11 protein-coding genes are annotated in these 11,676 nt (G+C 64.5%); 2 read left to right on the top strand and 9 right to left on the bottom strand.

Annotated elements, in window-relative coordinates; translation table 11 throughout:
- Positions 1–111 precede the first annotated feature (111 nt).
- Complete coding sequence (locus CH283_RS11565) at positions 112–1,434, bottom strand: MFS transporter (protein ID WP_094638896.1); 1,323 nt, start codon at positions 1,432–1,434, stop codon at positions 112–114.
- Positions 1,431–2,657 carry a M20 metallopeptidase family protein gene (locus CH283_RS11560; RefSeq protein WP_094638895.1) on the bottom strand — a complete coding sequence of 409 codons (1,227 nt, stop codon included), beginning with the start codon at positions 2,655–2,657 and terminating at the stop codon, positions 1,431–1,433. Before CH283_RS11560 ends, CH283_RS11565 begins: the two co-directional genes overlap by 4 nt.
- 129 nt (positions 2,658–2,786) lie before the next feature.
- Here CH283_RS11560 and CH283_RS11555 point away from each other — a divergent pair, with 129 nt between their 5' ends.
- Complete coding sequence (locus CH283_RS11555) at positions 2,787–3,827, top strand: Lrp/AsnC family transcriptional regulator (RefSeq protein WP_094638894.1); 1,041 nt, start codon at positions 2,787–2,789, stop codon at positions 3,825–3,827.
- An 86-nt stretch (positions 3,828–3,913) separates the two neighbouring features.
- On the opposite strand, the gene CH283_RS11550 is transcribed toward CH283_RS11555, so the two are convergent.
- A complete protein-coding gene (locus tag CH283_RS11550) occupies positions 3,914–4,795 on the bottom strand; it encodes a serine hydrolase (protein ID WP_094638893.1) in 882 nt (293 codons plus the stop codon).
- Positions 4,792–5,646, bottom strand: coding sequence for a LysR family transcriptional regulator (locus CH283_RS11545; protein WP_094638892.1), 855 nt, complete (start codon positions 5,644–5,646; stop codon positions 4,792–4,794). The genes CH283_RS11550 and CH283_RS11545 overlap by 4 nt, the downstream gene beginning before the upstream one ends.
- A 103-nt stretch (positions 5,647–5,749) precedes the next feature.
- Between CH283_RS11545 and bla the strand changes: the two genes are divergently transcribed.
- On the top strand, positions 5,750–6,688 hold the full coding sequence (bla, locus tag CH283_RS11540; RefSeq protein ID WP_094638891.1) for a class A beta-lactamase: 939 nt from the start codon (positions 5,750–5,752) through the stop codon (positions 6,686–6,688).
- 3 nt (positions 6,689–6,691) lie between these two features.
- Here bla and CH283_RS11535 read toward each other — a convergent pair whose 3' ends face one another.
- The 5 genes from CH283_RS11535 to CH283_RS11515 form a co-directional block, all read right to left on the bottom strand.
- Positions 6,692–7,144, bottom strand: coding sequence for a MarR family winged helix-turn-helix transcriptional regulator (locus CH283_RS11535; RefSeq protein WP_094638978.1), 453 nt, complete (start codon positions 7,142–7,144; stop codon positions 6,692–6,694).
- A gap of 79 nt (positions 7,145–7,223) precedes the next feature.
- Entirely contained in the window at positions 7,224–8,033 is an 810-nt protein-coding gene (locus CH283_RS11530) for an HpcH/HpaI aldolase/citrate lyase family protein (protein WP_094638890.1), read from the bottom strand.
- Positions 8,030–8,515, bottom strand: a complete 486-nt coding sequence (locus CH283_RS11525; RefSeq protein ID WP_094638889.1) for a MaoC family dehydratase — start codon at positions 8,513–8,515, stop codon at positions 8,030–8,032. Before CH283_RS11525 ends, CH283_RS11530 begins: the two co-directional genes overlap by 4 nt.
- Positions 8,512–9,678: an acyl-CoA dehydrogenase family protein gene (locus CH283_RS11520; RefSeq protein WP_094638888.1), complete on the bottom strand. Its 1,167-nt coding sequence runs from the start codon at positions 9,676–9,678 to the stop codon at positions 8,512–8,514. The genes CH283_RS11525 and CH283_RS11520 overlap by 4 nt, the downstream gene beginning before the upstream one ends.
- On the bottom strand, positions 9,675–11,672 hold the full coding sequence (locus CH283_RS11515; protein ID WP_094638887.1) for an acetyl/propionyl/methylcrotonyl-CoA carboxylase subunit alpha: 1,998 nt from the start codon (positions 11,670–11,672) through the stop codon (positions 9,675–9,677). The genes CH283_RS11520 and CH283_RS11515 overlap by 4 nt, the downstream gene beginning before the upstream one ends.
- Positions 11,673–11,676 lie beyond the last annotated feature (4 nt).

The raw sequence follows: 11,676 nt of genomic DNA, 5'->3' as shown, positions 1-11,676 counted from the left end.
GTTTCGTGGCGAGGGGCGAGGGGCGAGGGGCGAGAGGCGGCAGCACGGTCGAAACAGGGGTGGAGATCCGTACTGTCGCCGCTTCTTCGTACGAGCCCACCCGCCCAGTCGCTACGAATCGACCTCTGAAGCGGCCAGATCGCGTTCACTCGTCTCGGGAATTGTGATCAGAGCGGCTATGGATACCGCAAGCAGAGCAAGTGTGTACCACTGGAACAGGTCCGGCGTTCCACGCTCGGCGAAGAATGTCTGCACGTAGGCAGCAGTTCCACCGAATGCGGCAACCGCGATCGAATACGGAACCCCTACTCCCGCGGCTCGCATGCCGGTGGGAAACAGCTCCGCCATCATCGCAGGCATGACGGCCAGGATTGCTCCGATGGCACACAACGCCACCGACATCGCCAGGAACAACGTGAGCGCGCTGGATCCGACCATGGCGTCGAGCGGAAAAAGTAGCAGCGCGATTCCGATGTTTCCTATGAACAACACCGGCTTTCGCCCGATTCTGTCCGAGAGTGCACCCCAGACGGGGAGTGATGCGATCAAGACAACATTGGCTCCCACACCCGCCCACAACGCGCCGGACGGGTCGATTCCGCGCACCGTGATGGCATAGGCCGGTGCCGATACTGCCCACACGTAGTAGAAGACCGTGCCGCCGACGCTGAAGAAGAGCACCTGCAGAACCTGGCGCCGATGTGCCGAGAATTGCTCCCTCATCGATGTTTTCGCGTGAACATCGCCGGACTTCTCGTATACCTCGGTCTCGGCCATGCGCGAACGCATCCACAGCACGAACAGTCCGAGCACGCCGCCCAACAGGAACGGAAGTCGCCATCCCCAGTCCGTCATTTGCTCGCCGGTCAGCGTTGTCGTCAACAGGGCACCCAGGAGCGTGCCTGCGACCACACCCGAGGTATTGGAGATGTAGATCAGACTCGACCACAGTCCCCGACGTTCGGAGGGCGCGTACTCGATGATGTACGTCTGCGCGGAGGGCAATTCACCGCCGTGAGCGACGCCCTGAGCAAGACGGGCCAGCACCAGGACGACGGCCGCTGCGGCACCGATCGTTTGGTGGGTCGGCGTCAGACCGATGACGAGACTACCGATCGAGGCCAGTGCGACAGCGAGTGTCATCGACAGCTTGCGTCCACGGCGGTCGGACAACCAGCCGAACAGGAGACCGCCGAAGGGACGTGCGACGAAACCGACCGCGAAGACACCGAACGATGCCAGTAGGTCGGAGACCGGAGATCCGGTGTGAAAGAACTGTGGCGCGAAGAAGGCAGCGAATATCGCGTAGACGGTCCAATCGAAGTACTCGATTCCGTTTCCGGCCCCCACTCCCACAATGGCTTTGGTCTTCTCCCATCGGTCGTTCGGTCGAGCTCGGCTCGGTGTCACTCCGGTGGTTGCGCTCTCGGTCATGGTGCATCGCTTTCTTCTGAGGGGGTGTGGTCGAGCCGTCCGATGGCCAGTCCGGCGTAGACAGTCGCGGCGTCGGAGAGGACGGAATCGTCGAAACAGGCTCGGGGCGAGTGGTTCATCGGCGCGGTAGCAGTGTCGGCGTCGGGCATGCATGCCCCCAGTCCGATGAAAGCTCCGGGAATGTCCTGGAGTACGTACGAGAAATCTTCGGATCCGGACAGAGGGTGTGGAGCCGTTTCGTACCGCTCCTCACCGAGAAGTTCGACGACCGTCGCTGCCCCGAGCTGGACTTCGGTGGCGTTGTTCACGGTCATCGGAAACTCGGCGATCACGTCGACGTCGACGTCGACGCGGTGTGCCGACGCGACTCCGTCGAGAACCCGTTGCAGCGCGGTGGGTACGGCGTCGTACGTGAATTCCGAGTAGCACCGCACCGTGGCCTCGAAGTACGCCTCGTCGGGAATGATGTTGTGGCGTGAGCCCGCTCGTACCTTCGCGACCGTGACGACTACGGGATCGAAGATGTCGAACGTCCGCGTGACCATGGTCTGCAGCGATGTGATCATCTCGGCCATCGCCGTCACCGGGTCACGTGCCGTCGAAGGTGACGAGCCGTGACCGCCTGCTCCTCGAACGGTGACGATGAGTCGGTACGACGCAGCGAGCAAGGTGCCGGGTCGGGAAAAGAATGTGCCGTTGGATTGTTGGGAGGAGAAGACGTGCAATCCGTAGGCCGCGTCCGCTCGTCTGCCCGATGCGTCGAGCACGCCTTCCTCGATCATCGTCGCTGCGCCGTCCCAACCTTCCTCGCCCGGTTGGAACATCAGCACCACATCGCCTGCGATGTGGTCACGATGACGTGAGAGCAGTTGGGCGGCACCGACCAATGCGGCAGTGTGCAAATCGTGGCCGCAGCCGTGCATCGCACCGTTCTGCGAGGCAAAGTCCAAGCCGGTCTGTTCCGTAACCGGTAGTCCGTCCATATCGGCTCTGAGGAGCACTGTGCGCGCGATGTTGTCAGTCGGTTTCGTTCCGCGCAGAACAGCGGTCACCGACGTCGTGCGGGTGCCCGTACGGACCTCGAGTGGCAGGCCATCGAGTGCTTGCAGCACCGTTTCCTGCGTACGCGGCAGATCCAGACCGACCTCGGGCTGCCGATGCAGTGTGCGTCGGAGCTGCTTCAGATCGCCGACCAAGGCGTGGGCGTCGTCCAGTAGATTCATTGATCACCTTTGTGTCGACAGCCATCCATCGGGGTTGACTGTGTCCGTCGTCATAGTGTCTGGTTGCCCCTACGAGGAGCACCCATCTTCGTCAGAAGCGATCACCCAGCGAGCCCATGAAGGTGTTCTGTGCAAGAAATGCTGACCGAATCCGAACTTTCGCTCGTTCATGCTCTCCAGATCGCACCGCGGGCCTCGTGGACGGATCTCGCTCCGATCCTGGGTTCCACCGCGGCGACGCTGGCTCGGCGATGGCATTCGATAGTCGAGCGTGGGCTGGCGTGGATCACCGCCTACCCAGCACCGTTGACCGGAGCGGGTGCGATCACCGCCATGATCGAGGTGACGTGTGGACGCGTCGGCTCAGCGGAGCTTGTCGATGCGTTGGTCCAGGATCCGCGAGTGGTGTCGATCGAGCATGCTGCGCGTGGCAGAGACCTGGTGTTGACGGTGCAGACGTCGTCGCTCGACGAGCTGACCGGTTTGGTGCTCGACGATCTGCCGGGCTTCGACAGTGTTCGATCGACTCAAACCCACACGTGCACGGCGTTGCACGTGGAAGGAAGTCGGTGGAGGTTGGACTCATTGGATGGCGCACAGCATTCGGCGGTCGCCGCGCTCGGCGAATCACCTGATCGGTCCGGGTACGCGCGTCCGGAAAGCCTGACCGATCAGGTGGCGCGCTCGCTCGTCGGTGAACTGACGGGAAACGGCCGGGCGTCGGCCCCTGAAATAGCGTCCGCGCTCGGTCGACCTACGTCGTCCGTTCGGCGGCAGCTTGCTGCGCTTCTGCGTTCTCGCGCAGTCGTGCTGCGATGTGAAGTGGCACAGGATGCTACGCGCTGGCCGATTACCGTGACGTGGTGGTGTCGGCTCCCCGTGCAGGCGCATCAGGAGGTCGTCGAGATCATCCGTGCGCGTTCGGAACTGCGACTCTGCATGTCGCTCACCGGACCCGCGAACTTCCTACTCAGCATGTGGGTGTCATCCGTGCCCGATATTCTGCGAGTACAGGAATGGCTCGAAAGTCGGGCTCCGAGCTTGCACGTCATCGAATCGTCGGTGACGCTGCGTTCACGGAAACGAATGGGTTGGGAACTCGGTGCCGAGGGCCGCGCAACCGGATACGTCACCACGTCGGGCGGGTCGACATGGACCCTTCCTCGGTGAGTCGAGGTCATCCTGCTCGAGTCCAGATACCCGTCTGACCTCACCACGCAGGGATGATCATCTCTTCGTGGTCTTCGGCACTGTTCCTAGCGAACTGTTGTCACTGCGACTCGTGCCGCGTGACCGATGGCCTGATCGACCAGTGGGAGGTACAGATCCATCCGGGCGGCCCGGGTGAAGACCGAGACCGCGACGGGCACCTCACCCGGAAAGGACACCACGGCAACCTCGTTGCGGATGGGTCCGATGGTGCCGGTCTTGCCTGCGACCTCTACATCCGGGTACGGAATCCCACTGCGAATTCTGTGCGGCCACACCTGCTGGGACAGAACTCCTTTCATGTACCTGCACTGTTCCGGTGATGCGGCAGTACCCAACCAGATCGCACGGAGCACCGCGTTGCTGTCGCGAGGTGTGGTGCAGGAGGTGTAGGCGGGATCGAAACCCGCACTGTCGATCACCGAGTAGTTGCTGGCCAGCAATCCCAACGCCTCGTCCGCGTTCAACCTGCCGGTGTCCCGCACGATCTGGTCACCCAGTGTCTTCGTGCCACCGACGATGCGGGTGTCTTCGAGCCCGAGTGAGTCGATCACCTGCGAGAGTGCATCGAGGCCGAGTGCACCGAGAAGTGCGTCCGCCGCAGCGTTGTCGGAGACAGTGATCATCGAACGCGCGACGTCCCGCCAACTCATCGTCACCGGATCGGCGTAGCTCGCTATTCCCGTCGGCCCCGGACTGCACTGCGCCGGGACGAGCCGCACCGAACCGGTTGCAGCCAAGACGCCCTCGTCGAACGCGCGCGCCGTGGCAACCAGCAGCACGATCTTCCACACCGACGCGGCGACAACAGGATCGTCGCCCTCGAAGTCGACGACCGTGCCGGTGCCGTCGACCCGTTCGGCGCGTACCCAACCACGACAGCCGGCATCGGCGAACACTGCGCGAAGCTGTTCGTCGGTCGTGTTCATCTGCAGGCCTGCAACAGGATTCGATCGATGAGATTCGTCAGGGACTGCGCTTCTTCGTCGCGGTGCACGATTCGAACCCGCAATGCGACATCGTCGGCAGCGAGGTCGAGGTGCTCGGTTCCAGGCAGTACCGGGCTCGCGGCCGGAACCAGTCCGAAGCAGCGACCCGACGCGACGCCGATAGCGGCATCGCGAACGGTGTTCGCGATGAACACCTCTGGATCGAGAGCATGGCGTCTGAACGCGTCGAGAATCAGATCGTGTGCGGGTGGATTCGCAGTCCTCGGTGCAGTCGCGAAGGCAAGGTCCGACAACATCGTCAGGCGTGGACGCTGCGCTCGAGCCGAGCGATGACCGACAGGAACCATGACACGTCGGGGGAGGGTGACGACCGGTCCGGCCGACAGTCGGTCGAGTACCACCGGATGATCGACCACCGCGAGGTCGAGGTCGTGTGAGCGCACCCCGTCGAGCAACGACACTGCACCGGCGGTCTCCACACGTGCCTGAACGCCCACGGATGCGGCGATCCGCGCGGCGATCCCATCGTCCAGTTGAGGGATGAGTCCGATGCGAACTGTCCCGGACGTAGTGAGTGACTCTGCGGTGGTGGTCAATCGGCGCGCGTCGTCGACGATCAGCCGGGCCCGAGGCAACAGCGCAGCGCCGTGCTCGGTGATCGCGGCACCGTCGGGCGTTCGCTCGACGAGTGTGAGTCCGAGATGCTTCTCCAAGGCCTTGATGGCCCGCGACACCGGTGGCTGCGTCACGCCGAGAGTTACCGCGGCGCGGCCGAAGTGACGTTCTTCTGCGACGGCGACGAAATACTCGAGATGGCGAACCAGGTCCACCGACCTATTGAAACACGCTCAGCTGCCACGATACCGAAGAGGAATGATCCGGCCGGGCCTCGGGACTTGGCCCCATGGCGCCCCCATGTGATCGGGTGACCCCATGCGTACCTCGACCTCCACCCGACTGATCACCGCTGTCGCAGCGGTGACTCTGACACTGTCCACAGGCGTCGCGTGTTCGGCGACGACCACCGTAGAACCACCGCAGACCGCTGCAACCACCACCGAACAGTCCGTCGATGAGCAGTCCGGTACCGAACAGGTCTATCTCGATCTCGAGGCCAGGGACACCGCGCGACTCGGCGTCAGTGCTGTCGATCTCGCCTCGGATTCCACCGAAAGTCATCGCGGCGACGAACGTTTCGCGTTCTGTTCGACGTTCAAGGTGTACGCCGTCGGCGCCGTTCTTGCCGCCGTCGATGCAGGTGAACTGCAGCTGAGCGACACCAGAACGATCACCGCGGCGGACAAGGTGCCCGAGTCCGCAGTCGACTGGGAACCAGGATCCGTCGTCACGATCGCAGACCTGGCGGCGGCCGCATTGACCGAGAGCGACAACACCTCCGGCAATCTGTTGATTCGCGAGGCCGGTGGCACTGCGGCTCTCACCGAGTTCGCGAGGTCGCTGGGCGACACCGAGTTCCGGCTCGACCGCACCGAGCCCGAACTCAATACCGCTATCCCCGGAGATCCACGCGACACCACAACACCGAACTCGATGGCCGCCGGTTACCGAACCTTGCTCGACGGCGACGTGCTGACCGAGGCTTCGCGCATGCAGCTACTCGAGTGGATGGCTAATACTCAGACCTCCGACGCCCGGTTCCGCGCCGCGCTCCCGGCAGGGTGGACTTCGGCCGACAAGACCGGCACGGGCAGTTACGGCGTCTCGAACGATGCAGGGCTGTTGCTGGGACCGGACGGGCAGCGCATTCTCGTGGTCGTCCTCAGTGCTACGACGTCGGACACCGAAGATTCACCGGCCATGAATTCCCTCGTTGCCGATGCGACGCGTCAGGTCGTCGAAGACCTGCAGTGATTCTCAACCCTCCGTGCGGCGGACGGCGTCGACCAGTGGGATCAGATCCGGCTCGGTCGACGCCTCATCGAGTGCCTCGCGCAGCGCCGCATCGTTGGTCGGGCGTGCGGCCTCGAGCAGGGCCAGGCCTTCTTCGCTGACGTCGGTGTAGATGCCTCGGCGATCGGTGGGGCACAGGTACCGAGTGAGTAGTCCGCGGTCTTCGAGCCGGGTGACCAGGCGTGTCGTCGCACTCTGGCTCAGTACGACGGCGTCGGCCACCTGCTTCATCTGCAGATGCCCGCCCTCCCCGTCGTGCTGCCTGCCCAGGACGTCGAGCAGCCAGTACTCACGAGCACTGAGGTTGTGCTCGGCCTGTAGTGCGCGCTCGATCCGACCCTCGATCCGGCCGTGCAGCACCGCAAGCGCAAGCCAGTTCTGCGCAAGGGCAGTCAGGGCGGGGTCGTGCGCGCTCATGTGTCGTGCCTCTCGGTACCGGTACTCGTGACCACCCACCATACCGCGCCGGCAATTAACGGCGTCTGCAACGATAGGCCTACGACGGCCTCCGTGCGACGATGCGTCGAGCATGCGCGAGTACCGGGGCGTCGACCATCTGGCCACGGAAGGTGAACACGCCACGGTTCTGGGCTACGGCGTCGAGCACGTCGGTGGCCCACTCGAGTTCCTCGGCGGTGGGCGCATAGGCCTGGCGAACGACGGGGATGTGGCTCGGATGAATGGCCACTTTTCCGTCGAAGCCGATAGCCACGGCATCCTCGGACTCCGCGCGGACACCGTCGAGATCGGGGATGTCGAGGAACACCGAGTCCAACGCGAACACCCCGCGTGCCTTGGCTGCAAGCAGCGTCTGCGACCGAACATGCTGCGCCACAGCACGATACTGACCGTTGGAATGCCTGCTCGAGTTGCCACCCATGGCGGCCACCAGATCCTCGGCACCCCACATGGCACCGATCGCATTGTCGGCGGCGAGGGAGTCGAACACCGTCATCGCGCCGAGCGGGGACTCGATCAGCGCGACGACATTCAACGGAGCCAGTGCCGCAATCTGTTCGGCCGATTCACATTTGGGGAGCATGACGGTGGTGTACTCGGTCTGCTGCAACGCCGCGAGGTCCGCAGCCTGATCGTCGGTGCCGTGCGCGTTGACGCGGACGATGGTGCGCGCCGGATCCAGGGGGGTCGACAGGACGGACTCACGAGCACCCGCCTTGTCCGCCGCCCCGACCGCATCCTCCAGGTCTAGGATGACGACATCCGCTCGTGCTGCGGCCTTTTCGTAGCGCTCGGGGCGGTCTGCCGGGCAGAACAACCACGCGGGCCCCGGCGGAACCCAGGTCACGACGCCTCCTCCGGTGGTTGCATCCGGACGAGCGTCTTGCGGACGGCGATCGCGACGACGTCCCCGTGTTGGTTTCGACCGGTGTGGGTGAATGTCACGATGCCCTCGCCGGGGCGGGATTTCGATTCGCGCTTGTCCGAGATCACGGTCTCGGCGTAGAGGGTGTCGCCGTGGAACAGCGGCTTGGGGAACGACACCTCCGAGAAACCGAGGTTCGCAACAATAGTTCCCTGCGTCAGTTGGGCGACCGACAAGCCCACGACAGTGGAGACCGTGAACATCGAGTTCACCAGGCGCTGCCCGAACGGCGTCGACTCGCTGTAGGCTGCATCGAGATGCAGTGCTTGCGTGTTCATCGTCTGTGTGGTGAACAGGGTGTTGTCGGCCTCGGTGATGGTGCGGCCGGGTCGGTGTTCGTAGATTGTGCCGAGTTCCATCTCCTCGAACCACAGGCCCCGCTGGCGAATTCGCTTGTCGCTCATAGTCCCAGGCTCCGTGCGATGAGCATCAGTTGAACCTCGGTGGTGCCTTCGCCGATTTCGAGGATCTTGCTGTCGCGGTAGTGCCGTGCGACGACGTATTCGTTCATGAAGCCGTAGCCGCCGTGGATCTGCGTCGCGTCGCGTGCGTTGTCCATTGCGGCCTCGGAGGCGACGAGCTTGGCGATGGACGCAGCCTTCTTGAACGGCTTGCCCGCCAACATCAGTGCTGCCGCGTCGTAGTACGCGGTTCGGGCGGTGTGGGCGCGGGCCTCCATGCGGGCGATCTTGAACGAGATCGCCTGGTTGCGGGCGATCGGGCTGCCGAAGGCCTCACGCTCCTTGGCGTACTTGACGCTCTCGTCCACGCAACCCTGTGCGGCACCGACCGATACTGCGGCGATCGCGATGCGGCCCTCGTCGAGGATGTGCAGGAAGTTGGCGTACCCGCGGCCTTCCTGGCCGAGCAGATTTTCCTGCGGGACTCGTACATCGGTGAAGCTGAGCGGGTGGGTGTCGGAGGCGTTCCAGCCGACCTTGTTGTAGGCCGGTTCGGCGACGAAGCCGGGGGTGTCGGTGGGAACGAGGATCGAGGAGATCTGCTTGCGTCCGGTCGCCTCGTCGACGCCGGTCACTGCGGTGACGGTCACCAGTTCGGTGATATCGGTGCCGGAGTTGGTGATGAATTGCTTGCTGCCGTTGATGATCCAGTCGTTGCCGTCACGCTTGGCGGTGGTCTTGGTGCCGCCCGCGTCGCTGCCGGCACCGGGCTCGGTGAGACCGAACGCGGCCAGGGCCTTGCCTGCGGTGAGCTTGGGGAGCCACTGCTGCTTCTGTGCGTCGTTGCCGAAGCGGTAGACGGGCATTGCGCCGAGGGAGACGCCGGCTTCGAGTGTCATTGCGACGCTCTGGTCGACTTTGCCGAGCTCCTCGAGGGCCAGGCACAGGGCGAAGTAGTCGCCGCCCATGCCGCCGAACTCCTCGGGGAAGGGCAGACCGAACAGGCCCATCTCGGCCATCCCGGCGACGACCTCGTACGGAAAGGAATGCTCGGCATCGTGTTTCGCCGAGACCGGGGCCACGACCGTTCGGGTGAAGTCGGCAACGGATTTGACCAGTTGCTGGTACTCGTCGGGCAGATTCGCGGACGACAGATGATCGGTCATGATGGGTCCTGTTCGGTGTGGTTGGGGACGATTCGGGCGAGGAGCTGGTCGACGCGGACCTGATCTCCCACTGCGACAGTCAGTTCGACGGTGCCGTCGATCGGGGTGGTGAGGGTGTGTTCCATCTTCATCGCCTCGACGACGACGATGGCCGTACCCGCGCTGACGGCGCTGCCCGTGGTTGTTCCGATCGCGATGATGGAGCCCGGCATGGGCGAGAGGATCTCGGCGTCGCCGGAGTGCGCGTCGTCCTCGCGGACGCTCGCCTCGGCGATCCGGTCGACTCGCCAGGTGCCTCGGGAGCTGGAAATCCATGTTGCCGAGGCGCTTCGGGCGAAGGTCATCGATTCGCGTAGACCGTCGAGCACCAGATCCACTGAATTCTCGGTGGCCGTTGTCCGCAAGGCGCGCGGCGATCCGTCGTCGACGACGACGGTGGCCGCGGTTGTCGTGCCGGTGATCGCTACGTGCGCCGTCCGACCTCCGGACGCGAGGCGACGATGGAACGACGCGTGCGCGCCGACTCGCCAGCCCGACGGTGCTGCCCAGATGTCCTGATCCGCGGTCTGCCACGCGTCGAGCCACTGCACTGCGGCGGCGGCGATCAGCGCCTCGTCGGTGGCCTCGGCGGCCACGAAATCCTCGACACGGCGGTCGAGCAGCCCGGTGTCGAGATTACCGGCACGAACATCGTTGTCGGCGAGCAGGAACCGAGCGAACTCGATGTTGGTGACCACCCCGAGTACTGCGGTGTCGGCCAGTGCACGATCGAGGCTGCGCAATGCGGTCGCGCGATCGGGGCCGTGCGCGATGACCTTGGAGAGCATGGGGTCGTAGTTGCTGCCCACCTCCGTTCCGACGGCAAGGCCGGAGTCGACGCGAATCCCCGGCGCAGAGGGCTCACGCAATCCGACGACGGCACCGCCGGTGGGGAGGAATCCGCGGCCGGGGTCCTCGGCGTAGACGCGGGCCTCGATGGCATGTCCGGTGAGCCTGATGTCGTCCTGCGCGAGAGTGAGGGGTTCGCCCGATGCCACCCGAACCTGCCACTCGACGAGGTCGAGACCAGTGACCATCTCGGTGACCGGGTGCTCGACCTGAAGACGAGTATTCATCTCCATGAAGAAGAACTCGTCGGGGCGATCGGCCGAGACGATGAACTCGACTGTGCCGGCACCGGAGTAGTCGACACTGCGGGCAGTGTTGCAGGCGGCCTCGCCGATGCGTGCGCGGGTTGCTTCGTCGAGCAGGGGAGACGGAGCCTCCTCGATGACCTTCTGGTGCCTGCGCTGGAGACTGCATTCGCGTTCGCCGAGGTGGATGACATTGCCGTGTCCGTCGGCGAGGATCTGTACCTCGATGTGCCGGGGCCGCAACACGAATCGCTCGAGGAAGAGGGTGTCGTCTCCGAAGGACGAGGCCGCCTCCCGGCGAGCGCTCGTCAACGCTGCGGGCAGATCCTCGGCACGCTCGACCAGACGCATGCCCTTGCCGCCGCCACCGGCGGAGGGTTTGACGAGTACCGGGAATCCGACGTCCGGCGCGCCGGCGACGAGGTCGGCGTCGGTGAGGCCGGGGCGGGAGATTCCCGGAACGACGGGTACGCCGAATGCGCTGACGGCAGCCTTCGCGGCGATCTTGTCGCCCATCACTTCGATGGCTTTCGCCGGGGGCCCGAGGAATGCGATTCCGGCTTCGGCACAGGCGGTTGCGAACTCGGAGTTCTCGGAGAGAAAGCCGTATCCGGGGTGAATGCCCTGCGCGCCTGTACTTTTCGCAGCCGCGATCACCTTGGCGATGTCGAGGTAACTCTCGCGAGCGTTCGCGGGTCCGAGTCGTACGGCGGTGTCGGCCTCACGGACGTGCCGGGCATCGGCGTCGGCATCGCTGTACACGGCGACGGCGCGAATTCCCATGCGGCGCAGTGTTCGTGCCACCCGCACGGCGATCTCGCCGCGGTTGGCGATCAGAACGGTGTCGATCATCGTGGTCATATCT

This window comes from Rhodococcus sp. 05-2254-2, assembly GCF_002259095.1.
Classification (GTDB): domain Bacteria; phylum Actinomycetota; class Actinomycetes; order Mycobacteriales; family Mycobacteriaceae; genus Rhodococcoides.
Note: the sequence above shows the minus strand (reverse complement) of the source record. Positions and strands in the feature narration are given on the sequence as shown.

What these genes read in the sequence shown, in the direction of transcription:
- CH283_RS11525 (WP_094638889.1), bottom strand. Translation starts at nt 8,515, where the DNA reads ATGAGCGACAAGCGAATTCGCCAGCGGGGCCTGTGGTTCGAGGAGATG.
- CH283_RS11520 (WP_094638888.1), bottom strand. Translation starts at nt 9,678, where the DNA reads ATGACCGATCATCTGTCGTCCGCGAATCTGCCCGACGAGTACCAGCAA.
- bla (WP_094638891.1), top strand. Translation starts at nt 5,750, where the DNA reads ATGCGTACCTCGACCTCCACCCGACTGATCACCGCTGTCGCAGCGGTG.
- CH283_RS11560 (WP_094638895.1), bottom strand. Translation starts at nt 2,657, where the DNA reads ATGAATCTACTGGACGACGCCCACGCCTTGGTCGGCGATCTGAAGCAG.
- CH283_RS11535 (WP_094638978.1), bottom strand. Translation starts at nt 7,144, where the DNA reads ATGAGCGCGCACGACCCCGCCCTGACTGCCCTTGCGCAGAACTGGCTT.
- CH283_RS11515 (WP_094638887.1), bottom strand. Translation starts at nt 11,672, where the DNA reads ATGACCACGATGATCGACACCGTTCTGATCGCCAACCGCGGCGAGATC.
- CH283_RS11565 (WP_094638896.1), bottom strand. Translation starts at nt 1,434, where the DNA reads ATGACCGAGAGCGCAACCACCGGAGTGACACCGAGCCGAGCTCGACCG.
- CH283_RS11550 (WP_094638893.1), bottom strand. Translation starts at nt 4,795, where the DNA reads ATGAACACGACCGACGAACAGCTTCGCGCAGTGTTCGCCGATGCCGGC.